26 protein-coding genes are annotated in these 25,986 nt (G+C 64.9%); 13 read left to right on the top strand and 13 right to left on the bottom strand.

The genetic code is table 11. From position 1 onward, the window contains the following. The first annotated feature begins 19 nt into the window (after positions 1-19). From AC3WLM_RS06120 to ssb, 3 genes are all read left to right on the top strand, one after another. Positions 20-274 carry a FeoA family protein gene (locus tag AC3WLM_RS06120; RefSeq protein ID WP_039331659.1) on the top strand — a complete coding sequence of 85 codons (255 nt, stop codon included), beginning with the start codon at positions 20-22 and terminating at the stop codon, positions 272-274. Then, positions 271-2,130 (top strand): ferrous iron transporter B, encoded by a 1,860-nt coding sequence (gene feoB / locus AC3WLM_RS06115; RefSeq protein ID WP_492476899.1) that lies wholly within the window; start codon positions 271-273, stop codon positions 2,128-2,130. The genes AC3WLM_RS06120 and feoB overlap by 4 nt, the downstream gene beginning before the upstream one ends. Positions 2,131-2,227: 97 nt before the next feature. Then, positions 2,228-2,782: a single-stranded DNA-binding protein gene (gene ssb, locus AC3WLM_RS06110; RefSeq protein ID WP_062346652.1), complete on the top strand. Its 555-nt coding sequence runs from the start codon at positions 2,228-2,230 to the stop codon at positions 2,780-2,782. Between the two features lie 119 nt (positions 2,783-2,901). Here ssb and AC3WLM_RS06105 read toward each other — a convergent pair whose 3' ends face one another. Together AC3WLM_RS06105 and AC3WLM_RS06100 are read right to left on the bottom strand one after the other, a co-directional pair. Beyond that, the gene (locus AC3WLM_RS06105; protein ID WP_193828446.1) at positions 2,902-3,645 is read right to left on the bottom strand and encodes a 7-carboxy-7-deazaguanine synthase QueE; all 744 of its coding nucleotides are present in this window, start codon (positions 3,643-3,645) and stop codon (positions 2,902-2,904) included. Positions 3,646-3,647: 2 nt separating this feature from the next. Continuing rightward, a complete protein-coding gene (locus AC3WLM_RS06100) occupies positions 3,648-6,350 on the bottom strand; it encodes a valine--tRNA ligase (RefSeq protein ID WP_492476898.1) in 2,703 nt (900 codons plus the stop codon). Between the two features lie 128 nt (positions 6,351-6,478). Here AC3WLM_RS06100 and AC3WLM_RS06095 point away from each other — a divergent pair, with 128 nt between their 5' ends. Genes AC3WLM_RS06095 through AC3WLM_RS06080 form a run of 4 tightly spaced genes read left to right on the top strand, consistent with a single transcriptional unit; the run spans position 6,479 to position 10,058 of the window. Beyond that, a complete protein-coding gene (locus tag AC3WLM_RS06095) occupies positions 6,479-7,597 on the top strand; it encodes an ABC transporter permease (RefSeq protein ID WP_492476897.1) in 1,119 nt (372 codons plus the stop codon). Then, the gene (locus AC3WLM_RS06090) at positions 7,597-8,502 is read left to right on the top strand and encodes an ABC transporter ATP-binding protein (protein ID WP_062346658.1); all 906 of its coding nucleotides are present in this window, start codon (positions 7,597-7,599) and stop codon (positions 8,500-8,502) included. Before AC3WLM_RS06095 ends, AC3WLM_RS06090 begins: the two co-directional genes overlap by 1 nt. Before the next feature lie 10 nt (positions 8,503-8,512). After that, the gene (locus AC3WLM_RS06085; protein WP_039331668.1) at positions 8,513-9,472 is read left to right on the top strand and encodes an MlaD family protein; all 960 of its coding nucleotides are present in this window, start codon (positions 8,513-8,515) and stop codon (positions 9,470-9,472) included. Between the two features lie 13 nt (positions 9,473-9,485). Next, positions 9,486-10,058, top strand: a complete 573-nt coding sequence (locus AC3WLM_RS06080) for an ABC-type transport auxiliary lipoprotein family protein (protein WP_062346692.1) — start codon at positions 9,486-9,488, stop codon at positions 10,056-10,058. Positions 10,059-10,160: 102 nt separating this feature from the next. Here the strand turns inward: AC3WLM_RS06080 and AC3WLM_RS06075 are convergent, their stop codons facing one another. The 6 genes from AC3WLM_RS06075 to crcB are packed head-to-tail and all read right to left on the bottom strand — an operon-like array spanning position 10,161 to position 14,050. After that, positions 10,161-10,856 (bottom strand): ATP12 family chaperone protein, encoded by a 696-nt coding sequence (locus AC3WLM_RS06075; RefSeq protein WP_492476896.1) that lies wholly within the window; start codon positions 10,854-10,856, stop codon positions 10,161-10,163. Positions 10,857-10,859: 3 nt separating this feature from the next. Continuing rightward, positions 10,860-11,105 carry a hypothetical protein gene (locus AC3WLM_RS06070; protein WP_156452142.1) on the bottom strand — a complete coding sequence of 82 codons (246 nt, stop codon included), beginning with the start codon at positions 11,103-11,105 and terminating at the stop codon, positions 10,860-10,862. Further along, the gene (locus AC3WLM_RS06065; protein WP_492476895.1) at positions 11,102-11,758 is read right to left on the bottom strand and encodes an HAD-IA family hydrolase; all 657 of its coding nucleotides are present in this window, start codon (positions 11,756-11,758) and stop codon (positions 11,102-11,104) included. Before AC3WLM_RS06065 ends, AC3WLM_RS06070 begins: the two co-directional genes overlap by 4 nt. Further along, positions 11,755-12,357: an FMN-binding negative transcriptional regulator gene (locus tag AC3WLM_RS06060; RefSeq protein WP_039331677.1), complete on the bottom strand. Its 603-nt coding sequence runs from the start codon at positions 12,355-12,357 to the stop codon at positions 11,755-11,757. Before AC3WLM_RS06060 ends, AC3WLM_RS06065 begins: the two co-directional genes overlap by 4 nt. Continuing rightward, positions 12,357-13,655, bottom strand: coding sequence for an RluA family pseudouridine synthase (locus AC3WLM_RS06055; protein ID WP_492476894.1), 1,299 nt, complete (start codon positions 13,653-13,655; stop codon positions 12,357-12,359). The genes AC3WLM_RS06060 and AC3WLM_RS06055 overlap by 1 nt, the downstream gene beginning before the upstream one ends. After that, a complete protein-coding gene (gene crcB / locus AC3WLM_RS06050) occupies positions 13,652-14,050 on the bottom strand; it encodes a fluoride efflux transporter CrcB (RefSeq protein ID WP_492476893.1) in 399 nt (132 codons plus the stop codon). The genes AC3WLM_RS06055 and crcB overlap by 4 nt, the downstream gene beginning before the upstream one ends. A gap of 321 nt (positions 14,051-14,371) precedes the next feature. Between crcB and rpsU the strand changes: the two genes are divergently transcribed. The 6 genes from rpsU to gatB all read left to right on the top strand — a co-directional run bounded on the left by rpsU (position 14,372) and on the right by gatB (position 19,991). Further along, the gene (gene rpsU / locus AC3WLM_RS06045; RefSeq protein ID WP_039331685.1) at positions 14,372-14,578 is read left to right on the top strand and encodes a 30S ribosomal protein S21; all 207 of its coding nucleotides are present in this window, start codon (positions 14,372-14,374) and stop codon (positions 14,576-14,578) included. A gap of 157 nt (positions 14,579-14,735) precedes the next feature. Then, positions 14,736-15,305, top strand: coding sequence for an FKBP-type peptidyl-prolyl cis-trans isomerase (locus tag AC3WLM_RS06040; RefSeq protein WP_039331687.1), 570 nt, complete (start codon positions 14,736-14,738; stop codon positions 15,303-15,305). Positions 15,306-15,406: 101 nt separating this feature from the next. After that, the gene (gene gatC, locus AC3WLM_RS06035; RefSeq protein ID WP_039331689.1) at positions 15,407-15,709 is read left to right on the top strand and encodes an Asp-tRNA(Asn)/Glu-tRNA(Gln) amidotransferase subunit GatC; all 303 of its coding nucleotides are present in this window, start codon (positions 15,407-15,409) and stop codon (positions 15,707-15,709) included. Between the two features lie 118 nt (positions 15,710-15,827). Continuing rightward, a complete protein-coding gene (gene gatA, locus AC3WLM_RS06030; RefSeq protein WP_492476892.1) occupies positions 15,828-17,312 on the top strand; it encodes an Asp-tRNA(Asn)/Glu-tRNA(Gln) amidotransferase subunit GatA in 1,485 nt (494 codons plus the stop codon). After that, positions 17,306-18,457, top strand: a complete 1,152-nt coding sequence (locus AC3WLM_RS06025; RefSeq protein ID WP_492476891.1) for an acyltransferase family protein — start codon at positions 17,306-17,308, stop codon at positions 18,455-18,457. Before gatA ends, AC3WLM_RS06025 begins: the two co-directional genes overlap by 7 nt. A gap of 40 nt (positions 18,458-18,497) precedes the next feature. Next, positions 18,498-19,991, top strand: a complete 1,494-nt coding sequence (gene gatB, locus AC3WLM_RS06020) for an Asp-tRNA(Asn)/Glu-tRNA(Gln) amidotransferase subunit GatB (protein WP_492476890.1) — start codon at positions 18,498-18,500, stop codon at positions 19,989-19,991. A 72-nt stretch (positions 19,992-20,063) separates the two neighbouring features. Here the strand turns inward: gatB and AC3WLM_RS06015 are convergent, their stop codons facing one another. The 5 genes from AC3WLM_RS06015 to AC3WLM_RS05995 form a co-directional block, all read right to left on the bottom strand. Further along, a complete protein-coding gene (locus AC3WLM_RS06015; RefSeq protein WP_492476889.1) occupies positions 20,064-20,939 on the bottom strand; it encodes a hypothetical protein in 876 nt (291 codons plus the stop codon). A gap of 85 nt (positions 20,940-21,024) precedes the next feature. Then, positions 21,025-21,711 carry a hypothetical protein gene (locus tag AC3WLM_RS06010; protein ID WP_492476888.1) on the bottom strand — a complete coding sequence of 229 codons (687 nt, stop codon included), beginning with the start codon at positions 21,709-21,711 and terminating at the stop codon, positions 21,025-21,027. A 47-nt stretch (positions 21,712-21,758) separates the two neighbouring features. Continuing rightward, positions 21,759-22,328: a hypothetical protein gene (locus tag AC3WLM_RS06005; protein WP_492476887.1), complete on the bottom strand. Its 570-nt coding sequence runs from the start codon at positions 22,326-22,328 to the stop codon at positions 21,759-21,761. Between the two features lie 216 nt (positions 22,329-22,544). Further along, positions 22,545-22,841, bottom strand: coding sequence for a hypothetical protein (locus AC3WLM_RS06000; protein WP_492476886.1), 297 nt, complete (start codon positions 22,839-22,841; stop codon positions 22,545-22,547). Between the two features lie 155 nt (positions 22,842-22,996). Next, a complete protein-coding gene (locus tag AC3WLM_RS05995; RefSeq protein ID WP_492476885.1) occupies positions 22,997-25,855 on the bottom strand; it encodes a M16 family metallopeptidase in 2,859 nt (952 codons plus the stop codon). Positions 25,856-25,986: the final 131 nt, after the last annotated feature.

The raw sequence follows: 25,986 nt of genomic DNA, 5'->3' as shown, positions 1-25,986 counted from the left end.
GCTATGGCAGCGGGAACCGGTGACGCTCGATCAGCTCCCTGTTGGTACGCCCGCCCGAATCGCATCGGTCGATTGGTCTGCGCTTGTCGCTGAAGAGGCTCAGCGCTTGCGCGCGCTCGGCCTTGACGAAGGCGCAAGGGTGACGCTCGCCTATCGTGGTGTCTTCGCGGGCCGCGATCCACTGGCCGTGGAGATTGGCCGAATGACTGTCGCCATTCGCCGGGTTCATGCGCTGGCGATGACGGTCGAACCGATCGCAGAAGCTGTCGCATGAGCAAGATGCCCACTGTCGCCGCGCTCGTCGGCAATCCCAATGCCGGGAAAAGCGCGCTGTTCAATGCCTTGACCGGCGCGCGCCAGAAGATCGCCAACTATCCCGGCGTCACGGTCGAACGCAAGGCGGGTCGCCTGATCCTGCCCTCGGGTGAGCCGGTCGAACTGGTCGACCTGCCCGGTTCCTACGGATTGGAAGCCACCAGCCCTGACGAGGAAGTGACCCGCAAGGTCATTATGGGTGAACAAGCCGGGCAGGCCAGGCCCGACGTCATCGTACTGGTGCTCGACAGTTCCAACCTCGAACAGCACCTCGTCTTTGCGCAGGAAGTGCTCGAGCTTGGCCGTCCCACCGTGGTCGCGCTCAACATGGTCGATCTTGCCGAACGCGATGGCCTGACCCTCGATCCTGCTGCGCTCGAAGCTGCGCTCGGGGTGCCGGTGATCCCGACCGTGGCCGTGCGCCGGCGCGGTCTCACCGAGCTGGCTGCCGCCATCGGCGATGCGCGTGACAAGCCCGAGCGCGCGCTCGATGCCGCGCGGCCGCATGTCACCTTGCCAGAGCGGCGCATGCTCGCCCACCAGATGGCGACGGCCGCCATCCTGTCGGAAACGTCCAGGCATCGCATTCACGCGCGCATGGACAAGCTGCTGCTCCATCCGTGGGCAGGGCCGCCGATCCTGTTCGCGCTCCTGTTCATCGTCTTCCAGGCGGTGTTCAGCTGGGCAACGCCCTTTGCCGATGCGATCGACGGCGGCGTTTCGGCGCTGGGCGATCTGGCCAAGGCGACCCTGCCGACAAGCCTGCTGCGCGATCTGCTGACCGATGGCGTGATCGCGGGGGTCGGCTCGGTGCTGGTGTTCCTGCCGCAGATCATCATCCTGTTCTTCTTCATCCTGACGATGGAGGCGACCGGCTACATGGCCCGCGCCGCCTTCCTGATGGACCGCATGATGGCGGGCGTCGGTCTTTCCGGCCGCAGCTTCATCCCGCTGCTGTCGAGCTTTGCCTGCGCCATTCCCGGCATCATGGCGACGCGCAGCATCACCGATCCCAAGGACCGGCTGACCACGATCCTGATCGCCCCGATGATGACCTGCTCGGCGCGCTTGCCCGTCTATGCGGTGATCATCGCCGCGTTTATCCCGAATACCAAGGTCGGTCCCGGCATCGGCCTGCAGGGCCTCGTCCTGTTCTGCCTCTATGTGGCCGGGATCATCGGCGCGATGGTGGTGGCGCTGGTGCTGCGTCGCTCGGTGACCAAGGGCGCCGCTTCGGGCTTCATCATGGAACTGCCCAAGTATCAGCTGCCCACGGTCAAGGACCTCGCGCTCGGCCTGTGGCAGCGCGCGTGGATCTTCCTGCGCCGTGCGGGCACGATGATCTTTACCGTCACGATCGCGCTGTGGATCCTGCTCAACTTCCCCCGCGCCGAGCCGGGGCAGGATCAGGTCAACGCCTCGGTCGCCGGAACGCTTGCCAATGGCCTTTCGGTCGTGCTCGAGCCGATCGGCTTCAACCGCGACATGAGCCTTGCGATCATCCCGGCCATGGCTGCACGTGAAGTTGCGGTCAGTTCGCTCGCCACGACGTATGCCGTCAGCGCCAGCGACGACGAGGATCAGGCCGCCATGGCGCTGGGCGATCAGCTGAAATCACGCTGGACCCTGCCGATGGCGCTCGCCTTCCTGGCTTGGTTCGTGTTTGCGCCGCAGTGCCTCTCGACCATCGCCGTCGCCCGGCGCGAGACGAATGGCTGGAAATGGCCCGCCTTCATGCTCGCCTACCTGTTTGCGCTGGCCTATGCGGCGGCGGGCGTGACCTACTGGACGGCGATTGCGGCCGGTTTGGGCTGAACTGCCGCGCTGGTCTGTGGAAACGGTGGCATGGTGACTGGCTTGGCCGAGCCCCTATGCGCTAGGCAATTGCCCAGATCAGAAGGAACGTGATTCGATGGCAGGCAGCGTCAACAAGGTGATCCTTGTCGGGAACCTCGGGGCAGACCCCGAAATCAAGAGCTTCCAGAACGGAGGCCGCATCGCCAACCTGCGCATCGCGACGTCCGAAAGCTGGAAGGACCGCGCCACCGGCGAGAAGAAGGAGCGCACCGAGTGGCACTCCGTGGTCATCAACTCGGATGGTCTCGTCGGCGTGGTCGAGCGCTTCCTGCGCAAGGGTTCAAAGGTCTACATTGAAGGGCAGCTGCGCACCCGCAAGTGGCAGGACCAGTCCGGCAATGATCGCTATACCACCGAAATCTCGGTGGGCGGCATGGGCGGCGTGCTGACCATGCTCGATGGCTCGGGCGGCGCTGGTGGCGGTGGCATGGGCGGTGGCGGCGGTGGCCGCTCGTCCGGTGGCGGCTGGAATGAGGGCGGCTCGTCGGGCGGTTCGGGCGGCTTTGGCGGCGGTTCCTCGCGTGGTGGCAGCGCCGCTTCGGGCGGTGGCTGGAACCAGGGCGGCGGCGGCGGCTTCGGCGACGATCTGGACGACGATATTCCCTTCTGAGCAAGCGCCACTTCTTGTGTCCCCGCGAAGGCGGGGACCTTGGTGTTGCTACGGAACAGAAGCGTAAGCCGATTAAGGCCCCTGCCTGCGCGGGGGTTCATTCGTTTTCAGGGCAGGGCTCAGGTCCCGCGCGTATCCCCGTAAAGGTGTATGTGCAGCCGGTCTGTAAACCGCCAGCCGCGCTCCAGCGCTTCCTCCGCCAGCCACCGCGAGCGTTCGCGCAACACTGAACTCGCGGTACCTTCAGGCATTACGAACAGGTGATCGCTGGCGATGCGGTAGCAGTCCTGTAAAGCGGCAATCTCGGCAAGGTCGGACGCGCTCGCGACCACGAACTTGAACCAGGCGCGGCCATCGCGGGCCCACGCATCCAGTCGCTCCGGCACAAGGGCAAGTTCAGCCGGATTGCCCGAATGCGCCAGCTTGGGGCTGACGTTGAACTGGTCGATCAGCGGATCGAGTTCCGGATGCACTGCCACGGTGCCATTGGTCTCGATCTCGACATGCAGGGCAGGGCGCTCCGCCTTGAGCAGCGCCACCAGTCGCGCCAGCGCGGCACCCTGTAGTAGCGGCTCGCCCCCGGTAATAACCAGTCGGTCCTCGGGGTGGGACAGGATCAGCGCGGCCGCGTCGGCCTCGCTCATCTTCAGCTGATTTTCCCCGCGCTCGAACGCCACTTCGTCGCGATGGGGGCGGTTGTCGCCCGTGAACCGCCAGGTGTAGGCGGTGTCGCACCAGCGGCAGGCGAGGTTGCAGCGCGATAGCCGCACGAACACCGATGGCCGCCCCAGCCCGAGGCCTTCCCCCTGCAAAGAGGAGAACACCTCCGGCTCGCCGGGGTTGACCGTGGCGAGGGTAAGCAAGTTCACCCCAGCCGCTGCAGCGCCGCTGCCAGCCGCTCGGCCTCGGCGGCATGCATGGCGTGGTCGGCCCGGGCCTTCTCGACCGCCTCAGGCTTGGCCTTCTCGACAAACGAGGGGTTGCCCAAACGTCCCTCGAGCGACTTTGCCTCCTTCTGCGAGGCGGCCAGCGCCTTTTCGAGACGCGCCTTTTCTGCCGCAATGTCGATCACGCCTTCCAGCGGCACGACGATGTTGGCATCGCCCGCGCCAACCTGCATCGCTGCGCCGACCGGAGCGCTTTCGAAGCGGATGCCGTTGAGGCGCGCGAGACGCTCGATTGCCGCCGGGTTGGCCTCGATGATCGAGCGCGTCAGCGCCGAAGGTTCGGGCAGATAGGCGTCGAGCTTGGCCCCCGGCGCAATGCCAAGTTCGTTCTTGGCCGTGCGCAGGTTCGAGACCAGCGCGATCAGCCATTCGACCTCGCGCTTGGCTGCTGCGTCCACTTCAGCTTCGGGCTTCGGCCATGCGGCCACGATCAGTTCGCCGTCTCGCTTTCCAAGCGCATGCCACAGCTCTTCGGTCACGAACGGCATGAACGGGTGGAGCATCACCAGGATCTGGTCGAGCACCCAGCCCGCCACGGCCTTGGTCTCGGGGTCGAAGTTGCCCTTGATCAGTTCGATATACCAGTCGCAGAACTGGTCCCAGACGAAGTGGTAGACGGTGTTTGCCGCCGCATCGAAGCGCAGGTCGGCCATCGCCTGGTCAAGCGCGGCGACAGTTTCCACAACCTCGCCGATGATCCACTTGTTGACCGCCGAGGTCGCCGCAGGAGCCGCCACTGAAGTGCTGCCGGTGATCCCATTGCTCTGGCAGAAACGCGCGGCGTTCCACAGCTTCGTGGCGAAGTTGCGGTAACCCTCGACGCGCTTCTCATCCATCTTCACGTCGCGGCCCTGGCTCTCCATCGCGCACATGAAGAAGCGCAGGGCATCGGCCCCGTACTTGTCGATCAGGCCCAGCGGATCGACCACGTTGCCCTTCGACTTGCTCATCTTCGCGCCATCGGCGGCACGGACGAGGCCGTGCAGGTAGAGCTTCTTCCACGGCACTTCCTTCATGAAGTGCAGCCCCTGCATCGCCATGCGCGCATCCCAGAAGAACAGGATGTCGAAGCCCGAGACGAGCAGGTCGTTGGGATAGTGCTTCTTCAGCAGCGGCGCGTCTTCATCGGGCCAACCGAGCGTGGCGAAGGGCCAGAGCGCGGAGGAGAACCACGTGTCGAGGACGTCGCTATCGCGTTCCAGAGTGACGCCTGCGCCCGCCTTCGCCTGCGCCTCTTCCTCGGTCTCGGCAACGTAGCACTGGCCGTCGGAGCCGTACCACGCCGGAATCCGGTGCCCCCACCACAGCTGGCGGGAAACGCACCAGGGCTGGATGTTCTCCATCCAGTTGAAGAAGGTCTTTTCCCAGGTCTTCGGCACGATCTCGATCGCGCCCGAACGCACCGCTTCCATCGGCGCCTTGGCCAGAGTTTCGGCATCGACGTACCACTGGTCGGTCAGCCACGGCTCGATCACCACGCCGCCACGGTCGCCGAACGGCGTCTGGATCGTGCGCGGCTCGGCATCGTGCTGAACCTCGTTGCCTTCCTTGTCCTTCGTCACGTGCGGGATCAGGAAACCTGCTTCCTTCATCCGCTCGACCACGAGCTTGCGCGCATCGAAGCGGTCGAGGCCTACGAACTCGGCCGGCACCAGCCCATCGGCTGTCTGCACCACCCTGGCCTCGGCATCGAACATGTTGAGCATGTCGGCGGGCTTGATCCCGGCGCGCTTGCCCACTTCGAAGTCGTTGAAGTCGTGCCCCGGCGTGATCTTCACCGCGCCTGAACCCAGTTCGGGATCAGCATGCTCGTCGGCCACGACCTTGAACCGGCGGCCGGTCAGCGGCTGCAGGATTTCCTTGCCGATGACCGACTTGTAGCGCTCGTCCTCTGGATGGACGGCCACGGCCATGTCGGCCAGCATCGTTTCGGGGCGCGTGGTCGCAACCTCGATGTAGTCCAGGCCATCGTCGCGCTTCACACCGTCTGCCAGCGGGTACTTGAAGTGCCAGAACCCGCCCTGCGTCTCGCGCGTTTCCACCTCGAGGTCGGAAATCGCGGTCTTGAGCTTGGGGTCCCAGTTCACCAGCCGCTTGTCGCGGTAGATCAGCCCCTGGTTGTAGAGGTCGACGAAGACCTTCACCACGGCGCGGGTGAAGTGCGGGTCCATCGTGAACTGCTCACGGCTCCAGTCCATCGAGCAGCCGAGGCGCCGGAGCTGACCGGTGATGGTGCCACCGCTCTCGTGCTTCCACTCCCACACCTTGTCCACGAACTGCTCGCGCGTGTAGTTGGTGCGCTTGTCCTGGCGGGCTTCCATCTGGCGCTCGACCACCATCTGCGTGGCGATGCCCGCATGGTCGGTGCCGACCACCCACAGCGCATCCTTGCCCTTCAGGCGTTCGTAGCGGATCACCACGTCCTGCAGCGTATTGTCGAGGGCGTGGCCGATGTGGAGCGACCCCGTCACGTTCGGCGGCGGATTGACGATGGTATAGGGCGCGGCGTCGGGGCGTTCGGGCCGGAACAGCCCGTTGCTTTCCCAATGGGCATACCACTTGGCCTCGATCCCTGCGGGTTCGAAAGTCTTGGCCAGTTCTGCAGAAGTCTTGTCGTTCATGGGGCAGCGCCTTGCCATCGCGGGCCCGCGCCTGCAAGCGTTGCGGGGAACTCGAAGGGTTGTTCCACCGTTACGGCGCTTGTGTTGCACTTGTCGCCTTGGCCTAAATACCCCATGAAGCGGGCAAGATGCGGGAACTGACCGATTTCCAGATTGAGGCCTCTGCGCAAGGGGGAGGCGCGACGCTCGCCTTCCGCGGGCCGATGACGGTGTCCTCGCTGGGCCTGGCCGATGCGCGGCTGCGTTCGCTGGACGAATCCATCGCCGCGATCGACCTCTCCGGCGTCACCCGCATGGACACCGTCGGCGCGTGGACAGTCTGGCGCCTCTCGCGAGATAACGACGCAAAGATCATTGGCTGCAGCGAGGAAGCGCAGAAGCTGGTCGATGCAATCCGCAAGGCCGATTCGAACGATCATTCAGTCACTGCGCACCGCCTGCCGCTGCTGGAACGCGTGCCCGCCCATGTCGGCATGGTCATGGCCGGGCTGGGCCAGGGTGCGCTGCAGGTGCTGGGCTTCCTTGGCCAGGTGATCCTTTCTGCGGGCACCCTGCTGCGCCATCCTTCGCGCTTCCGTGGCAAGGCTCTGGTCCACCAGATGGAACTGGTCGGCGTCAACGCGCTCGCCATCATCGGATTGATGAGCTTCCTCGTCGGCATCGTCATTGCCCAGCAGGGGGCGGTGCAGTTGCGTCAGTTCGGGGCGGAGATCTACACCGTCAACCTCGTCGGCCGCCTGACCTTGCGGGAGCTTGGCGTGCTGATGACTGCGATCATGGTCGCCGGCCGCTCCGGTTCTGCCTTTGCCGCGCAGCTTGGCACGATGAAGCTGACCGAAGAGGTCGACGCCATGCGCACCATCGGCGTATCTCCGATGGAGGCGCTGGTCGTTCCTCGCATTGCCGCAACGATGATCATGATGCCGCTGCTCGGCTTCTATTCGGCCTTCCTTGGCATCATTGGCGGGGCTTTCCTGTCGAGCCTGACGCTGGGCATCCCGTTCTTCACGTTCCTCGCCCGTGTCCAGGAAGTCGTTCCGCTGCACGATGTCTGGGTTGGCCTCACCAAGGCGCCCGTGTTCGGACTGATCGTCGCGCTGGCGGGCTGCTACCAGGGCATGCAGGTCAAGAACAATGCCGAGGAAGTCGGCACCCGCACCACGGCGGCGGTGGTCATGGCGATTTTCACCGTCATCGTGCTCGATGCCTTCTTTGCGGTGTTCTTCACGAATATCGGGTGGGGCTGATGGACCAGGACGCCGCCACCGCCGAACAGCTGATCGACCTGCCCGATCCGTTCGAGGGCAAGTATCCGATCCGCGTGCGCGGTGTGCGCAATGTCTTTGGCGATCACGTGATCCACGAAGGCCTCGATCTCGATGTGCGTCGGGGTGAGATCCTTGGCGTTGTCGGTGGTTCGGGCACCGGCAAGTCGGTCCTCATGCGCACGATCATCGGCCTGCAGATTCCGGAATCGGGCGAAGTCGAAGTGCTCGGCAGTTCGATCACCGATGCCCGCGATGATGAAGACATCGACATTCGCAGCCGCTGGGGTGTGCTGTTCCAGGGCGGCGCGCTGTTTTCGACCCTGACCGTGGCAGAGAACGTCGAAGTTCCCCTGCGTGAATTCTTCCCGGAGATCAGCGACGAGCTGCGCCACGAGATCGCGCGCTACAAGGTCCTGCTCTCAGGGCTGCCCGCCGAAGCGACAAGCAAGTATCCGTCCGAACTTTCAGGCGGCATGAAGAAGCGTGCAGGCCTTGCCCGCGCGCTCGCGCTCGATCCCGAACTGCTGTTTCTTGACGAGCCGACCGCCGGACTCGACCCGATCGGCGCGGCCGCTTTCGACCAGTTGATCCTCAAACTGCAGCAGACGCTTGATCTCACCGTATTCCTGATCACCCACGATCTCGATACGCTCTACGAAATCTGCGATCGGGTGGCGGTGATCGCGGACAAGAAGGTGATTGCCGTTGGCACGATCCCGGAACTGCTCGCGCTCGATCATCCGTGGATACAGGAATACTTCAACGGACCGCGCGGACGTGCGGCGCAGGATGCCCAGGAACGGCACGATACTGCGCGGCATGAAGCCACGCTGGCGACTAATTCGGACGTTGGGCGTTCTTCGCCTGATCCTGAAGGGGCATAAGGACTAGGCGATGGAAACGCGCGCAAACCATATCTGGGTCGGGCTGGTCACGCTGGCATTGCTGGCGGCGACGGCCGTGCTGACCATCTGGATCGCGCGTCTCAACCAGGGCGACCTCAACGAATACGACATCTTCTTCAAGCAGTCGGTCGATGGCCTTGCCAAGGGCTCGGAAGTCTCGTTCTCGGGCGTGCCTTCAGGCCAGGTCAAGGACATCAAGCTGTGGGAGCGCGACCCGGAATTTGTCCGCGTACGCATTGCGGTCGATCGCAAGGTGCCGATCCTGCAGGGCACAACCGCCAGCCTGCTCGGCAGCTTCACCGGCGTTTCGACGATCCAGCTTTCCGGCGCAGTCAAGGGCGCCCCGCCGATCGCTTGCCCCAAGGAAAACAAGCGCGCCACCTGCCCCGAAGGCGTGCCGGTCATCCCGACCAAGCGCTCCGGCCTTGGCGAAATCCTTTCGAACGCCCCGCTCCTGCTCGAACGCCTCGCCACGCTGACCGAGCGCCTGACCATGGTGCTGTCGGACAAGAACCAGAAGTCGATCGAGAATATTCTCGCCAATACCGATCGCATGACCGGAAATCTTGCCGATGCCTCGCCCGATGTGAAGCGCACGCTGGCCGAACTGCAGGCAACACTGCGGCAGGCCAACTATACCCTGGCCAGCTTCGAGAAGCTGACCAACTCGGCCGACAATATGCTCAACAACGATGCCAATGGCCTGGCCAAGCAGCTTCGCCAGACGTTGAAATCCGCTCAGGGCGCGGCTGATGAATTGCAGGGCACGCTCAGCGAGGCCCGCCCGGCCGCACGGCAGCTCAACGAACGCACGCTGCCCGCTGCCGAAGCCGCGATCCGCGATCTTCAGGCGACGACCAGATCCCTGCGCGAAGTGACTGACCGCCTGAACGATCAGGGCGTCGGCGGCTTCGTCGGTGGCCCCAAGCTGCCCGACTACAAGAACTGAGGAGGCGATGAAGATGATCCGTAAAGCCCTAGTCGTCCCCGCACTCCTCGCCGCACTTTCGGGCTGCGTCAGCCTGGGCCCGAAGGTGCCCGATACGCTGCTCGCCCTGACCCCCACCGCCGCGCCTGCTGCGGGCAGCACCACCAGCGGCACGTTTGCTAATGCGCTGGTGGTGATGGAGCCCTCGGCCGAAGCGCGCCTCGCGGTCACCCGCGTGCCGGTGCAGATCGACGATGCCAACGTCGCCTATCTCAAGAAGACAATGTGGGTTGAACGTCCCTCGCGCCTGTTCCAGCGCCTGCTGGCCGAAACCATCCGTGCACGCGGCAGCCGCCTCGTGATCGAGAACGATCCGGGCGCTGCGGGTCTCCACCTCTCGGGCCGCCTGCTCGACATGGGCTATGATGCGCGCACCATGTCCGCCGTGGTCCGCTACGATGCGGTCAAGGAAAGTGGCGGGCGTGTCGAAACGAAGCGCTTTGAAAGCACAGTGCCGGTGACCGAGGCCGAGGCGAAGTATGTCGGCCCCGCGCTTAACGAAGCCGCCAATGCCGTGGCCAAGCAGGTGGCGGACTGGGTCGGCTAAGGATACAACTGTTGCGCCCCCTCGCAGGCGGGGGCCTCAGTCGGTTTACTGAAGGGTTTTGTAACAGCACCGAGGTCCCCGCCTGCGCGGGGACGCAGCGGTTTACTTGATTGCCAGCCCCGCAAACCGCGCCGCCGCAGCAAAAGCGCCAGCGCGCTTTTCGCGCCGTTCCATGGCCTCGGCGTCCTTGCCCCAGAGTTCTGCCTGCCAGTCCTCCTCGAGGTTGGCGGCGTCCCACAGCGCGTCGAGGTCGGCGTCGGGTCGCAACGCGGCAAGGCCGATCACCAGCGATGCGGTAAGGCTCGTCGTGTTGCGCAGCGCGGCAAGCTGGAATGCATCGAGCGCTTCGAGTTCATCGCGCAAGGCAGCCAGCGTCTCTACCGGCTGCGGCTTGTGGATGATGCCGGTCACGCGCACGAACTGCACGCCCAGCCGCGCTTCGGCGCTCGCCAGCAGCGGCTCCCACATCATCCGCTGGCGCGCGGCGAAGGCCTCATCCGGCTCGGCGCGGTAGCACAGCGTGTCGGTTTCGGCGTAGGGCAGGATCTCGGCGATGACCTGCGCCGGGCCGCCGGCAACGACATCGATCGCATAGTCCGCCATGTCGCGGAACAGGAACAGCGCCGGATCGATCTCTTCGCTCTGGCGCTCCCACTCCGCCGCCATCGCTTCGGCAAGCGCCTGTGTCGGCACGACTTGCGGTCTGCCCCCCACGGTCTTGATCGCTCGCCCGTCGAGCCTCACCCCGAAGCCGCCGTCTGCCGCCTCGACCGTCACTGCTTTGTAGAAACGCTTCATTGCCTATTCCGGAGTACGCCATCGCCGCGCCACGATGCGCGGCAGGAAGAAGAAGTCCCACAGGCCGACGAGAGCCAGGACGATGCCTGCAATCGGCGGGAGCGCAGCCAGCGGCCCCGGTCCCTTGCCAGCCTGCACCAGTACGCCCAGCAGCACCAGCAGCGCGCCGGACAGCCGCACCACCTGCAGCGCGAAATAGCGCCCCATTGCCGGGTCTCGGGCCGGGTCTCTGGGCGCAGGATCGCTCATGCAATTCTCCCCAGCAGGGCACGCAAGTCCTCGATGCTCGTCGCTACCGCTTCGGCCCCGGCCTCGATCAGTTCCTCGGTCTCGTGATAGCCCCAGTCCACGCCGAACGATCGCACGCCCGCGTTCACGCCCATGTGGATGTCATAAACGGTATCGCCGATCATTGCCGTGCGCGCACGATCCGCGCCGGCATCGGCGATGCACTGTTCGATCATCGAAGGGTCGGGCTTGGAAGGGTGCCGGTCCGCAGTCTGCAACGAGACGAAGTGGCCGGTCAGCCCATGGGTGGCGAGGCAATGGGTCAGGCCCCGGTCCGACTTGCCGGTGGCGACGGCAAGCTGCCAGCCTTGCCCGGCCAGCTCCTCGATCAGCCCGGCAATGCCCTCGTAAAGCGGTTCTGCGACGGCGCCTGCTGCCCGCCGCGCGCGGAAGGCGTCCTTGTAAAGCTCGGTCAGGCTCGCATGCTCGTGGTGCTCGCCCTCAGGGTGCAACTGACGCATAGCCTCGTGCAGCGAAAGGCCGACGACGCGGCGCGTCAGCTGGCGTTCGGGCGGTATCAGGCCCGCCGCCTTGAACGCCGCGTCCATTGCCGCGCAGATGTCGGCCTGGCTATCGACCAGCGTGCCGTCGCAATCGAATATGGCCAGCTTCAAGAAACAAGCCTCCGCATCAGTTCGGCAATGGCCGGCGAGCCCTCTGCCTCAAGCCCGGCCGCCACGCGTGCGCGCTCGTCGGCGCTCTTGTTCTGCGATAGCTTGAAGGTCGGTCGCCATGCCAGCACTTCCATCTCGAAGCCGACGATGCCGCCCATCATCGCACGCAGCTTGTCCTCCGGCATCTTGTCCATCGTCCAGGGCGTGCCCTCGGACAGCCGTGCCTCGTGCGCATCGGAGACCGTTTCGAGAAGCCCTCGCAACCCGTCCTGATCCATTCTCCGCACCCTACCTTCCATCTCGAGCGCAACGTAGTTCCACGTCGGCACTTGCGCCGGGTCGGCATACCAGCGGGGGCTGACGTAGCCATCCGGCCCGTTGACCACCGCCAGCGCCATCATCCCGTCGAGATGTTTTGTGAGAGCATTGCCGCGTGCGAGGTGGAACTGTACCGCGCCGTCCCCCGTGGAATGCAGTGGCACATGGGCGACGCGCGGCCCGTCCGGCACCGTGGCAAAGACCATCCCGAACCCGATCTCGGCAATCAGCGCCTCGAACAGGTCGCGGTCGTCGTGCCGGAAGGACGGGTTGGGGTGCATCAGTCCTTCCGTGCTCTGGATGCGGGCTTGCCCGCCGGCGCTCTACGCGCCGCAGCTGGCTTGCCGGCGGCCTTTCCTGCAGGCTTGGCAGGTCCCTTCTTCACCGCACTGCTCTTGGGAGCTGCGCCCTTCGCAGAAGCGGCCCGCTTGCCGGTGGGCTTGCGTCCGGCACTGCCCGCGCCCTTTTCGCCGTCCGCGCGCTTGCGGCGTTCGCCCCGGCGTTCCTTGCGGTATTCCTTGGCATGCTGCTTGGCCGCGCGCTTCTGGAAGGTCTTCTCGTCCAGCAGCTTTGGCGCTTCCAGCGGCAGGTCACCGTCTTCCTCGTAGAAGCCGAGGCTAGCCATGCTCGCGGCGAAGTGCGCGGGCAGGGGGGCGGTCACGTCGATCAGGTCACCCTCGGGATGCTCGATCCGCAGGCGGCGGGCGTGGAGGTGCATCTTGCGGCTGATCGTGCCGGTCAGGAACGCGGCCTGCCCGCCGTACTTGCCATCGCCGACGATCGGGTGCCCGATCGCCGCCATGTGCACGCGCAGCTGGTGGGTACGGCCCGTCAGCGGTTGCAGTTCGACCCACGAGGCCGAATTGCCGGCGCGGCTGATCACGCGGTAGCGGCTGCGCGCCGATTGGCCCTGGCCGCTTTCATCGACCATCATCTTCTCACCGCCCGTGCCCGGCTGCTTGGCCAGGGGCAGTTCGATCAGCCCGTCCTTCACTTCGGGCACGCCGACGACCAGCGCCCAGTAGATCTTGCGTGCCGAACGACCGGAGAAGTGCTTGGAGAAGAACGCCGCGCTGCCGGGCGTACGCGCGATCAGCAGGACGCCCGACGTGTCCTTGTCGAGCCGGTGGACCAGACGCGGGCGCGGTTCGCCATCGGCGGCATAGGCATCAAGCAACCCGTCGACATGCTCGTGCGTGCCGCTGCCGCCTTGCGTTGCCAGGCCCGGCGGCTTGTTGAGCACGATCGCGGCGCGGTCCTTTTCCAGCACCATCGATTCGGCAAGCTGGATCTGTTCTTCGTTCAGCGGCTTGCGCACGCGCTGGCCCTTGATCCCGGCGCCGACCGGCGTGGCATTGCCGGGAGGGACACGCAAGGTCTGGCCCGCTTCAAGCCGGGTATCGACATCGGCGCGCTTGCCATCGACGCGGATCTGCCCGGTGCGGGCCCAGCGCGAAACGGTGGCAAAGCCGACCTGTGGCAGGTGACGCTTGAACCAGCGGTCCAGACGCGCGCCCGCATCGTCGCGGCCCACGGTGAACTGGCGGACGTTGTCGTCCGGAACCTTGCCGCGGCTCATGCTGCACCTCGCATCATCGAAAGGCCAAGGAACAGCCCGGCCACGCCGCCAAGCAGCGAGCCCAGGGCATAGAAGCCGACCATGCCATAAAGTCCGCGCTGCATCAGCATCGCCGTTTCAAGGCTGAAGGCAGAGAAGGTGGTGAAGCCCCCAAGCACGCCGACGCCCAGCAGCAGGCGCAGCGATTCGCTGCCGTCCTGCCGCGCCAGCCATCCGGCCAGCAGCCCCATCAGCAGGCTGCCGCTGACGTTGATCAGGAAAGTGCCCCATGGGAACACGGTGTTGGGACCGGAAAACGCAGTTACGGCGCGCCCCGCATGATAGCGCAGCATGGCGCCGATGCCGCCACCAAGGGCGACGAGGGCAGTTGCCGTCAATGTATTGGGAGAGTTCATGAAGGGCTATTAGTGTCTGGACCGGATTTACGAAAGCCGTAATTCCTGACGCGGCACCGGCCCGCTCCCCCGCCCGGCCACCCATTCAGGATACTCTCGTGGGTGGCCGGGCGGGGGAGCGGGCCGGTGCCGCTGCCGGAACGCGAGTTACGGCTCAGCCATAAAACGCACGACTTTGCTTGCCTTTGTGGGGCGTTTTGACTAATGGCGCTCCCGTTCGGGCCGGTCCTGTACGGATTCGGCTTGCTTTGTGTTTCCAGATTCAAGGTGACTCCCGCCGGTTTCGCGGGCTCTCGCCGTCAGATTGAGGTGTAGCGGTTTATGCAGATTCTCGTTCGCGATAACAACGTCGACCAGGCTCTTCGTGCACTCAAGAAGAAGCTGCAGCGTGAAGGCGTGTATCGCGAAATGAAGCTGCGTCGTCACTTCGAGAAGCCCTCGGAAAAGCGCGCTCGCGAGAAGGCTGCCGCCGTTCGTCGCGCCCGCAAGCTCGAGCGCAAGCGCCAGGAGCGTGACGGCGTCAAGTAAGACGGATCGGGGCGGAAACGCTCCATCTGGCTACTTGCCGTAAGCGCCCTGATGGGCCAAGAGGGCGCCGCACTCCGGCGCCCTTTTTCGTGGGCTTCGGTCAGGTCATTCGAATCATCCGGCGCGATTCGGGCGAATCGCGCTCCAGGGGGAAAGCATGTCGGAAATCACCCGCGTTCCGCTCCAGCCCGTTGCCAAGGGCTCCGTCGGCAAGATCTGGCTCGGCGTCATTGCCGCAGTCCTGCTCGGTTCGGGCGTGGCCTATGCCACCCGCTATCAGGGCATCGAGATCGAGACGGTCAAGGCCGGCACCGGCGCTTCGCCGACCAAGGCTGATGTCGCGCTGATCAACTATGTCGGGCGTCTCGCCAGCGGCAAGGAATTCGACCGGGGCCAGAACGCGGTCCTCCCGCTCGAGACCGTGATCCCTGGCTTCTCCGAGGGCCTTTCGAAGATGCAGAAGGGCGGCAAGTACGTCCTCGAGATCCCGTCCGAGAAGGCCTATGGCGCCGAGGAAAAGCGCAATCCGCAGACCGGCGAAGTGGTGATCCCCGCCAATTCCGACCTCGTCTTCGAGATCGAACTGCTCGATTTCCGCAGCGCTGCCGAAATCCAGCAGCAGCGCATGATGCTCGAACAGATGCAGCGCATGCAGGGCGGGGCCGGTGGCGCAGAAGGCGGCGCTCCGGGCGGCGTGCCGATGCCCGAAGGCGCTCCGCAACCCTGATCCTGGCCGGGCGCCCTCATTGGGCGGCCTCGGCTTGAAGCACGCCGTGCGCTCTGGTAGCGCGCGGCGTTCCTTTTTTCTTTCCGATAAGAGTATCCGCCATGTCCGTAGATACCGCCACGGTGGCGAAGATCGCCTCGCTGGCCCGCATCAAGGTTACCGAGGCCGAGCTTGACGCGATGGTCCCCGAACTCAACGGCATCCTCGCCTGGGTCGAACAGCTCGGCGAAGTCGACGTGACCGGGATCGAGCCGATGACCGCCGTCATCCCCAACCACCAGCGCCTGCGCGATGACGTGGTCAACGCCGATCCGCTGACCGGCGGCGATATCCGCGATGCGGTGCTGGCCAATGCGCCCGCGCCAGAACATGGCTTCTTCGGCGTGCCCAAGGTGATCGAGTGAAGCGTTCTGCTCCCATCCTTCGACAGGCTCAGGATGAGCGGTCTTGGGATGAACTCTTGTTCCCGCTCGTGCTGAGCCTGTCGAAGCACGCTTGCGCAAGCCCCGGATTGACGAACTGATGACCAACCTTACTGATCTCGGCATTGCCGCCATCCGCGATGGCGTGGCCAAGGGCGAGTTTACCGCCACCGAAGTCGCCACCGCGTTCAACGCGGCGGTAGAGGCAGCACAGCCTGCCCTGAACGCCTTCATCGTCACCACGCCCGAAAAGGCGCTGGAAGCCGCTGCAAAGGTCGATGCAGACCGTTCGGCGGGCAAGGTACTGGGCAAGATGGCTGGCGTGCCGATCGGCATGAAGGACCTGTTTGCCACCCGTGGCACGCAGACCACCGCCGCCTCGAAGATCCTCGAAGGCTTCAAGCCCGAGTATGAGTCGACCGTTTCGCAGAAGCTGTGGGACGCGGGCGCGGGCATGCTCGGCAAGCTCAACCTCGATCAGTTCGCGATGGGCTCCTCGAACGAGACCAGCGCTTTCGGCAACGTGATCTCGCCCTGGCGCCGTCCGGGTGACACGGCGCCGCTGGCCCCCGGCGGCTCGTCGGGTGGTTCGTCATCTGCCGTCGCCGCGCGCATCGCCCCTGCCGCCACCGGCACCGACACCGGCGGCTCGATCCGCCAGCCTGCCGCCTTTACCGGCATTTCCGGCATCAAGCCGACCTATGGCCGCTGCTCGCGCTGGGGCGTTGTCGCCTTCGCCTCATCGCTCGATCAGGCAGGCGCGATGGCCCACGACGTGAACGACTGCGCGATCATGCTCGAAGCCATGGCCGGGTTCGACCCCAAGGATTCGACCAGCCTCAACCTGCCGGTGCCCGAATGGACCGCATGCCTCAACGCCGACATGCGGGGCAAGAGGGTCGGCATCCCGCGCGAATACCGCCTTGATGGCATGGACCCGGACGTGGCCAGGTCGTGGGACGACGGCATCGCCTGGCTGAAGGACGCGGGCGCCGAGATCGTCGAAATCTCGCTGCCGCACACGAAGTACGCGCTGCCGACCTATTACATCATCGCTCCTGCCGAAGCTTCGTCGAACCTCGCCCGCTATGATGGCGTGCGCTACGGCCTGCGCCATCTGCCCGACGGTGCCGGCCTGCAGGACATGTACGCTGCCACCCGCGCTGCCGGCTTCGGCCCGGAAGTGAAGCGCCGCATCATGATCGGCACCTATGTGCTTTCGGCCGGCTTCTACGACGCCTACTACACGCAGGCGCAGAAGGTCCGCACCCTGATCTCGCGGGACTTCACCAACGCCTTCATGGACGTAGACGTGATTCTCGTCCCGACCGCGCCGTCCTCGGCCTTTGCGCTGGGAGAAAAGAGCGCCGATCCGCTGGAGATGTACCTGAACGACGTGTTCTCGGTGCCCGCCAGCCTTGCGGGCCTTCCGGCGATGTCGGTGCCCGCCGGGCTTGACCGCAACGGCTTGCCGCTCGGTCTTCAGGTCATCGGCAAGGCGTTCGACGAGCAGGGCGTGCTCAACGCCAGCCTTGCCATCGAACAGCGCGCGCAGTTCACCGCACGACCGGAGAAGTGGTGGTAAGCCAGTCGACCGACGGGAGCAGCGCAGCCAAGCCCTTGCGCTATCCCGTCCTCGATGCCTTGCGCGGTCTTGCGGCGCTGGGGGTGGTGTTTCATCATATCCCTGCCATGGCCGGCATTTCCGCTGCGGGGTTCGATGCGAACTTCGGCCGCATGGTCGATCTGTTCTTCGTGCTGTCGGGCTTCGTCATCGCCGCGTCCTATGGTGCGAAGCTCTCGGCAGGCTTTTCGTTCTCCCGCTTCATCTGGCTGCGCTGGGGCCGCGTGTGGCCGCTGCATGCGGCGATGCTCACCGTTTTCGCGCTGTCGATGCTGGCGCTGGGGCTGATGCGGCCGGAGTTGCGCACCCATGGCCTGATGGCGGGGACGGGCGATCCGGCCGACCTGCCGATTGCCTACCTGCTGCTGCAGGGCGTGGTGCCTTCGCTGGGTGTCATCTGGAACCACCCAAGCTGGTCGGTATCGGTGGAGATGTTGCTTTACCTGCTTGCGGCCGCAGGCTGGCGCGCGGGCGGACAGCGCAGCTGGATGGCGTGGCTGGCGCTTGCCGTGGCCGTGCTGACATACGTTGCGCTTGGCGGACCGTTCTACGGCCTGGCGTCCAACATCGGGCGCGGCATTGCCGGGTTCGGCCTGGGCCTGGCTCTCCATCGCGCTTACCAACGCTCGACGCCGCCGACGCTGCCGGTCTCCCTGGCGACCGTGCTGGAAGGCGCGGCGCTCCTCGCTCTTGGCGCGGCGCTGTGGGGCAGCGGCAGTCTCCTGGCCTTCGATCTTGCCGCCACTGCGCTGGTGGCCTTGGCCGCACTCCAGCGCGGGCTCATTTCGCGCCTGCTGTGCGCAGCGCCATTCCAGTGGCTCGGAACGATGTCCTATGCGCTCTACATGGTCCACGTCTTCGTGATCGGCCGCGTGTTCGATCTGCTGGCCGTGTTCCAGCCGCGCCTGGGGCTGATGATTGCCGATTCCACCATTGGCGGGGCAGACGCCCTGACCGGCCCGGCTTGGCAAGCTGACAGCATGAAACTTCTCATCATGGCACTGTGCCTGATCGTCGCCGTGCCTTTTGCCAGGCTAATCGAGCAACCGGCGCGCAGCTGGTCGCGCCGCGTGGCCGGGCGACCGGTGCCCAGGCCGGCGATTTGACCCCTTTCCAACCCATCCCTCACACCTTATCGGGCGGATCATGAGCGAATATCGTATCCAGGGCGCAACCGGCGAATGGGAGGTCGTGATCGGCCTCGAAGTCCACGCGCAGGTCACTTCGAATGCCAAGCTGTTCTCGGGCGCGGCCACCGCTTTCGGGGCCGAGCCGAACACGCAGGTCAGCCTCGTCGATGCGGCAATGCCAGGCATGCTTCCCGTGCCGAACATGGAGTGCATCCGCCAGGCGGTGCGCACCGGCATGGCCATCAACGCGCAGATCAACAAGTGGTCGCGGTTCGATCGCAAGAACTACTTCTACGCCGATCTTCCGCAGGGCTACCAGATCAGCCAGCTCTACCATCCGATCGTGGGTGAGGGTTCGATCGAGATCCAGCTTGACGACAAGAACCCGGAATCGACCAAGACGATCGGGATCGAGCGGATTCACGTGGAGCAGGACGCGGGCAAGCTGATGCACGATCAGCACCCGACGATGTCCTATGTCGATCTCAACCGCTCCGGCGTCGCGCTGATGGAGATCGTCAGCCGCCCCGACATGCGCTCCCCGGCCGAGGCCGGAGCGTATCTTTCGAAGCTGCGCACGATCCTGCGCTATGTCGGCTCGTGCGATGGCAACATGGACCAGGGTTCGATGCGCGCCGACGTCAACGTCTCGGTCCGCCGCCCCGGAGAACCCTTCGGCACCCGCACCGAAACCAAGAACGTCAACTCGGTCCGCTTCGTCATGGCCGTGGTCGAACAGGAGGCCAAGCGCCAGGTTGCCCTGATCGAGGATGGCGGCACGGTGGTGCAGGAAACGCGCCTCTACGATCCTGACCGCAACGAGACCCGCTCGATGCGCTCCAAGGAAGACGCGCACGACTATCGCTACTTCCCCGATCCCGATTTGCTGCCGCTCGAACTCGATGATGCCTTCCTCGAGGATTGCCGCGCGAGCCTGCCCGAACTGCCCGACGCCAAGCGCCACCGCTACGAGACCGCGCTGGGCCTCTCGGCCTACAACGCCGGTGTGCTGACGGCCGATGTCGAGACCGCGCGCTGGTTCGAAGTGCTGTTGTCCGAAACCGCGGCAAAGGCGAAGAAGAGCGAAGCCGATGTCGCCAAGCAGGCGGCCAACTGGCTGATCTCCGAACTGTTCGGCGCATTGAACAAGCTCGGCAAGGGCCTCGACAATTCGCCAGTCAGCCCGGCAGCAGGGGCCGAACTGCTCGCACTGATCGCCGACGGCACGATTTCGGGCTCCATCGCCAAGCAGGTGCTGGAAAAGATGCTGGAAAGCGGCGACGGCGCTGCCGCCATCGTCGAGCGCGAAGGCCTCAAGCAGACCTCGGACACCGGCGCCATCGAAGCCGCGATCGACGGCATCCTTGCAGCCAACGCCGACAAGGTCGAACAGTACAAGGCGGGCAAGGAAGCCCTGTTCGGCTTCTTCGTCGGCCAGACGATGAAGGCGATGCAGGGCAAGGCCAACCCCGGCGTCGTCAACGAACTGCTGAAGAAGAAGCTGGCCTGATCTTGCTGGCGCGGTGGGCGGTGCGCAGTGCGCTCCGCCCGAAGTGCTGGTGTCTATGCCGTACCGGTCAAATCAGTTCGAAGCGGGCATTACCCCGACCAGACCCTTCGACCAGATCACCATGCTGCCGGGGCCAGCTGTTCCACGATCGACCACAGGGCCGAAGCGCCCTGCAGCCTGCGCCATGTCAGTCATGGTGGCAAAGGAAGCCACTCTTCCGGTGTCCAGCGCCAGCGACTGCGGAATAAGATCGCGCAACTGTCCGAGTGCACGATCAATGGCGCTGCGGGCAAGCTCTCCATTGTTGGCTGACCAGCGCGCAACGTTCTCGCGTACGACGAACGACGGCTTGTTCAGCACGACGGCGCTGGTAACATGCTGCAAGACCAGCACAGTCACCGTGGCACCGCCCTTGCCCGCCTTGCGCACGATCTCGAGATCCGCGCGGGCTTCGATGCGCGTGGCATCGGGCGAGAGGTAATATCCGATCCGCACGAGCCCGACGGTTGGCGTCTTGGCGACGGCGATGAAATCCAGTGGGCGCGTGGCGCCGGGCTCGACGGCAGTTTCCAATGGTGCCGGATTGACCCACGGCACGACGGCAAGGCCAGCCTTGGCTGCGTCCAGCGCCTTGGCGTTTGCGTCGTAGTCCTTGAGTGCTGCGCGCAGCGGAGTGATGGCGAAGTCCGCCTCGCGCTGGGCTATGCTGGTTAGAGCCGTGATCTTCGAACCTGCTGAAAGATCCGGGATGACACGTCCGATCTCGACCGTTGCGCCAATCTGCGGCGTGTCCACCACGATCTGGACGGCGCGATCTTCGGGCGCTGCACGATCCTTTTGGGCGAGCGTCAGTGGTCCCTTGGCCAGGTTGGGGGAGCCGGCGAATGCCGGATCTGCTGCCAGCAAGGCAAGAACGGCGGCCAAGCCCGCCTTGGCAAATAGCCTCAAGGGCAGTGCTCCTATGGATCGATTGTCTGTGTGTCGCTAGCCAGTGCGGGAGGGCGAAGCGCGAGCTCTCCCTCCCGCAGTTTCCTTACTTGGTCGCCTTCAGGGTGCCAGCAAACTCGAGGAAGTTCTTGGTGAACACGTCACGCAGTTCCTTCTCTGCGCCTTCTGCCTCTTCGGTGGTCTTCGGCGGGAACAGGCTCAGGCCATTGCCGCCGCGTCCCTTTTGCAGGTCGGTCTTGGTCTTTCCGGTCCGGAAGTCCTTGACGATGAACCGGTTGTTGAGCGCACGTCCGTAGATTGCGCGCTTGGTGTATAGGTTCTGCGTGACGATCAGCTCGGCGTAACACGGCGCGGTGGAGGCCGAGAGCCGGTTGCCCGCCTTGGTTGTCACGTTGCGATCGGCGATCGGCGTTTCGAAGATCACCTGCGACGCCGGCAACTTCAGTGCGGCGGCAAGGTCGAGCGCCTTGAGCGCATCGACCTGCATCGCTGGCCCCAGCGCTTCCTTGAGATACGCGGCATCGCCGACGTTGCGGTTCTTGTTCGCGGATGCATCGGCCACCGCGCCAATGATGCCAAAGCCGGAGAGCCAGCCGGTCGTCTGCGCCTGACCTTCGATGGTCGGGAAGACGTGGAGTTCACAAGCGGGAGCGGCAGGCGCTGCAGCCTCCGTCGTCGCCGGCGCTGCCGACGTGCTGGCTTCCTGTGCCAGGGCGGTGCCGGACAATGCGCACGAAATTGCTGCCACCGCAGCAGCGAAACTGGATTTCATCTTGGGCATGAAGTTTCTTCCTCTCGTCTTGCAAGGATTTCAGGATTTCAGGACATAGGGGTGGCGGACGCGGCAGGCATGCTGCTGGCAGGCAGAGGCGACTCTGGCTTGTTCGGCTCGCGCGGCGGCGCTGATACTGCGGGTGCTGGAATGAAGCTTATCGCCTCGCCGGTCTTGCCCTTGAGGACAAGATCCTTCGGGATGGTGCCGGAGTCGCCCTTGATGAGACCCGCGAGGATGCCGACCGTGAAATAGGTTGCTGCGGTCGATCCGTTGCGATTCTTGCCTTCCTGGCGGAAGCGTCCGTCAAGCATGATCGTGCGACTGCCGACGACGAGATCGCGCAGGGTGATGTAGATGAAGCCCGCCTTGCCAAAGCTGCCTTTGTCACCCGTATAGAGTATCTCGCCGTGACCCACAGTTCCCTTCGGGATCACGACCGTTCCAGCCATGGAGACATCTTCGACCACGATCACATCGAAGCGGTCACCGGTCTTGCTGGTCTTGGACGATAGTTCGCTGGCAATCGCGACGGAAACAGCCGTGCCGACTGGCAACTCGAGCGTTGTGGCGGCTGGCTGTTGGGCAGATTGACCCGATTGCGCCTCTGTCGACATTCGTGCTGAGCTGGTTGCCGATGCAGATTGGCCATCCAATCCTTGCGCGGCCAGCGCGGCAACGCCTGTCACGAAGCTTGCAAACAGATGCATAGTACCTGAACACCCCCACCCTGCGCGCTTACTTGCACAGGGCGGGCGGTTCCACAATTACGAATCCGTCTGAAAGGATAAATCGAACGCGTTACAGGCTCGGACTTGCTGAACTACTGGGATTCACCCCCGCGTCCCTTCCATCGGGAATGTGCCGAACATGCCCGCCGTGACCTTGCCGGTCAGGGTGTCGCCTTCGATCGTTGCGGTGCAATCCAGCGTCATCGGCATGGGCACGGTCATCTTCATCTGCCAGGTCAGCGTGTTGCCATCGACCTTGCCGTTCTCGACTTCCATCGAGCCCATCTGGCCGGCGTTGGTGCCGGTGAAGCTGTCGCCATTGACGTTGACGGTGAAGGTGCTGGTCTGGTCGCCCATCGGGGTGTGGGTCACGCAATTGTAGGTGCCGGCAACGGACATTGATGCTCTCCCATTATGGTGTGCTGAGCGAAGTCTATCTACAAACGTGTCAATAGCAAGGCGGGCCGCGTGACGAAGCGTTGCGCGCGGTTGGTGGCACGAAAAAGGGGGCGCGCTTGCCGCACGCCCCCCAATCCGATTCGAGCTGCGAAAGCTTACTTCGGCGCGGCCATTTCCTCCACCGGCAGGCCGAACTTGTCGAGCTGCGGCTTCACCTTGGCGGCATCGCCGACCACGACCCATACCATGCCGTCCGAGTTGATCTTCGAGCGGAACGCCTTGTCCACCTCGGCGGCGGTCATCTTGCCGTAGCGCGCGGAAAGCGTCTCGTAGAAGTCATCCGGGCGCTGGTAGTTGACGATCTTGGCAAGGCCATCAAGCACTGCGGCGCTGGTCTCGAACATGCCGGGCAGTTCGCGGGCGCTGCCCTTGGTCGACCAGTCCAGCTCCTCTGCGGTCACGCCCTTGGTGCTGCCGTACTCGTCGATCTCGCGCTTGATCTCGACCAGGGAATCGCCGGTGCGGTCAGTCTGGACCGGGGCGATGACCTGGAAACGGACCTTGTCGAGCGGTTCGCTGACGCCGTTGTAGGCGCCATAGGTCCAGCCCTTGGCTTCGCGCAGGTTCATGTTGATGCGGCCGAGGAAGTTGCCGCCCAGGATGTCGTTGGCGGTGTTCAGCGCGACGGTGTCATCAGTGCCCTTGGCGTCGATCACCTTGCCGGCCATGATGAACGACTGCGGCGAGCCGGGGCGGTCGACGAGGATCACGCGCGACTTCTGGGCCGGGACCGCGGCGGAGAAGTCCTTCACCGGGCGGGCCATGCGGTTCGAAGGCCAGTTGCCGAAGCTGTCATCCAGCATCTTGACCACCGCATCGAGCGTGGTGTCTCCCACCACGAAGATGCGCGCGGTATCCGGGCGGAACCAGCGGGCGTGGAAGGCCAGCAGGTCTTCGCGCGTCAGCTTCTTGACCACTTCGGCATCGCCCAGGCCGCTCGACGGGAAGGCATAGGGGTGGCTGCCGTAGAGCGTTGGCACGAGCACTCGGGCGGCGAGCGCCTGCGGGCTCTTCATCTCGGCCGAGATCGCCGTGAGCTGCTGGGTGCGCACGCGCTCGAGGTCCGCCGGAGCCAGCGCCGGACGGCGCACCACGTCTGCAAGCAGGCCGAGCGATGCACCGAGGTTGGGCGAGAGCGCATCGACCTGGAACGAGGTCAGGTCGCTGGTTGCCGAGAGCGAGATGTTGGCGCCGAGGCGTTCACGCTCACGCGCGAATTCCGAGCCCGAGAGCTTCTGCGTGCCTTCATCCATCAGGCTGAGCAGAAGCGATTCGGTGCCGAGCGCCGACTTCGGATCGGCGGCATAGCCGGCATCGAAGCTGACGCGGACCGAGACGGTCGGCACTTCGGAACGCTTGGCGAAATAGACCGGAATGCCGTTCATGAGCGTCGCGCGCTGGATCGCCGGGAAGTCGAGCGGCGCAAGCTGGCCGACGGCGGGCAGCTTCGAACGGTCCGCGCCCGCGACTGCCGGGGCAGGCACGCCCTTGGCCGGCATGTCGGGATCGCGGAAGTAGGCGGGCCGCATGCCGGTTGCGCCGTTGGTGTAAAAGCCGCCACGCGCTTCGCCGCCTTCGGTGCGCTCGCCCGGCTCCACCGTCAGCGCGAAGGCGGGGCGGGTCAGCCACTTGCCCAGCGCGGCCTTGACCTCGGCGGGCGTCATCTGGGCGGTGCGATCAAGCTCCTGCCGGTAATGCTCGGGGGTGCCGTTGTAGAGCAGGCCCTCGGCCAGTGTCGGGGCCTTGCCGTTGAAGCCGCCGGTGCGTTCCAGCCCGCGGATCTCGTTGGCGGTGGCAGAGGTTGCGGCGCGCAGCAGTTCGTCCTGCGTCGGGCCGTCCTTGATGAACTTCGCGATTTCGGCATCGAGCGCGGCAGCGACCTTGGCCGGGTCCTGCCCCGGCGTGACATCGGCCTTGATCACGAACTGCGCGGCCTGCGCGAACACTTCGGCATCGGCCGAAACCGCAACGGCGACCTTCTGTTCACGCACCAGCGCGTCGTCGAGGCGCGAAGAGGCGAGGCCGCCCAGCACCGAGGCGGCAAGATCGAGCGGCAGATAGTCGGGGTTGTCGAGACCGGGCACGGCCCACATGCGGTAGATGCGCGTGGTGGCAACCTGATCCTTGATCGTCTTGGCGACGGTGGCGGGAAGCGTCGGCACCGGGGCGCTGACCGGCTTGACCTGCGGGCCCGGCTTGATGTTCCCGAACCACTTGGTGACCTTGGCCTTTGCGGTAGCCGCGTCGATGTCGCCCGAAAGGACGAGGATCGCATTGTTGGGCCCGTAATGGTCGGTGAACCAGCCCTTCACGTCCTCGAGGCCTGCCGAATCGAGGTCGGCCATCGAGCCGATCGTCGAGTGATGGTAGGGGTGGCCCGAGGGGTAGAGGTTTTCGAGCTGTTCGTACTCGACGATGCCGTAGGGATTGTTGTCACCCTGGCGCTTTTCGTTCTGGACGACGGCGCGCTGGTTATCGAGCACCTTCTGCGTCACCGCGCCGAGCAGGTGGCCCATGCGGTCCGATTCCATCATCAGCACCATGTCGAGCGCGGCGGTGGGCACGGTCTCGAAGTAGTTGGTGCGATCGAACCAGGTGGTTCCATTGACGTCGGTGGCGCCGACCTGCTGCAGCGGCGTGAAGAAATCACCCGGCACGTTCTCGGTGCCATTGAACATCAGGTGTTCGAACAGGTGGGCAAAGCCGGTCTTGCCCTTGGGCTCGTTCTTCGAGCCGACGCCGTACCACACCGAGACCGCGACCACCGGAGCCTTGCGGTCGGTGTTGACCAGCACGGTCAGGCCGTTGTCGAGCTTGAAGCTTTCGTAGGGAATCTGGACCTTGGCAACGAGGTCGGAGAGCGGGGCAGGCTTTGCTTCCTGCGCAAGGGCAGGTGATGCAAGCGCGGTCGATGCGGCAAGGGCAAGCAGGCTGGCGGAAAGTTTGTGCTGCATGAGTGTCCCGTGAAGTGGCAGCGGACAGGCGCGCTGCGGGGGTTGTGCGAGGTCGAAGAGCAGGTCCAGCCTGAATGTCGGCTTAGCCACAGCTCCCAGATTTGGTTTGATTGGAAACTTTCTAGTGCCCA

The sequence above is a fragment of the Novosphingobium sp. FW305-C-30-35 genome (assembly GCF_058783135.1).
This window is presented reverse-complemented; position numbering and strand designations above follow the sequence as displayed.

Excerpts from the sequence above, each read along its gene's own strand:
- feoB (WP_492476899.1), top strand. The coding sequence starts at position 271 with ATGAGCAAGATGCCCACTGTCGCCGCGCTCGTCGGCAATCCCAATGCC.
- ssb (WP_062346652.1), top strand. The coding sequence starts at position 2,228 with ATGGCAGGCAGCGTCAACAAGGTGATCCTTGTCGGGAACCTCGGGGCA.
- AC3WLM_RS06100 (WP_492476898.1), bottom strand. The coding sequence starts at position 6,350 with ATGAACGACAAGACTTCTGCAGAACTGGCCAAGACTTTCGAACCCGCA.
- AC3WLM_RS06095 (WP_492476897.1), top strand. The coding sequence starts at position 6,479 with ATGCGGGAACTGACCGATTTCCAGATTGAGGCCTCTGCGCAAGGGGGA.
- AC3WLM_RS06090 (WP_062346658.1), top strand. The coding sequence starts at position 7,597 with ATGGACCAGGACGCCGCCACCGCCGAACAGCTGATCGACCTGCCCGAT.
- AC3WLM_RS06085 (WP_039331668.1), top strand. The coding sequence starts at position 8,513 with ATGGAAACGCGCGCAAACCATATCTGGGTCGGGCTGGTCACGCTGGCA.
- AC3WLM_RS06080 (WP_062346692.1), top strand. The coding sequence starts at position 9,486 with ATGATCCGTAAAGCCCTAGTCGTCCCCGCACTCCTCGCCGCACTTTCG.
- AC3WLM_RS06075 (WP_492476896.1), bottom strand. The coding sequence starts at position 10,856 with ATGAAGCGTTTCTACAAAGCAGTGACGGTCGAGGCGGCAGACGGCGGC.
- AC3WLM_RS06070 (WP_156452142.1), bottom strand. The coding sequence starts at position 11,105 with ATGAGCGATCCTGCGCCCAGAGACCCGGCCCGAGACCCGGCAATGGGG.
- AC3WLM_RS06060 (WP_039331677.1), bottom strand. The coding sequence starts at position 12,357 with ATGCACCCCAACCCGTCCTTCCGGCACGACGACCGCGACCTGTTCGAG.
- AC3WLM_RS06055 (WP_492476894.1), bottom strand. The coding sequence starts at position 13,655 with ATGAGCCGCGGCAAGGTTCCGGACGACAACGTCCGCCAGTTCACCGTG.
- crcB (WP_492476893.1), bottom strand. The coding sequence starts at position 14,050 with ATGAACTCTCCCAATACATTGACGGCAACTGCCCTCGTCGCCCTTGGT.
- rpsU (WP_039331685.1), top strand. The coding sequence starts at position 14,372 with ATGCAGATTCTCGTTCGCGATAACAACGTCGACCAGGCTCTTCGTGCA.
- AC3WLM_RS06040 (WP_039331687.1), top strand. The coding sequence starts at position 14,736 with ATGTCGGAAATCACCCGCGTTCCGCTCCAGCCCGTTGCCAAGGGCTCC.
- gatC (WP_039331689.1), top strand. The coding sequence starts at position 15,407 with ATGTCCGTAGATACCGCCACGGTGGCGAAGATCGCCTCGCTGGCCCGC.
- gatA (WP_492476892.1), top strand. The coding sequence starts at position 15,828 with ATGACCAACCTTACTGATCTCGGCATTGCCGCCATCCGCGATGGCGTG.
- gatB (WP_492476890.1), top strand. The coding sequence starts at position 18,498 with ATGAGCGAATATCGTATCCAGGGCGCAACCGGCGAATGGGAGGTCGTG.
- AC3WLM_RS06010 (WP_492476888.1), bottom strand. The coding sequence starts at position 21,711 with ATGAAATCCAGTTTCGCTGCTGCGGTGGCAGCAATTTCGTGCGCATTG.
- AC3WLM_RS06005 (WP_492476887.1), bottom strand. The coding sequence starts at position 22,328 with ATGTCGACAGAGGCGCAATCGGGTCAATCTGCCCAACAGCCAGCCGCC.
- AC3WLM_RS06000 (WP_492476886.1), bottom strand. The coding sequence starts at position 22,841 with ATGTCCGTTGCCGGCACCTACAATTGCGTGACCCACACCCCGATGGGC.
- AC3WLM_RS05995 (WP_492476885.1), bottom strand. The coding sequence starts at position 25,855 with ATGCAGCACAAACTTTCCGCCAGCCTGCTTGCCCTTGCCGCATCGACC.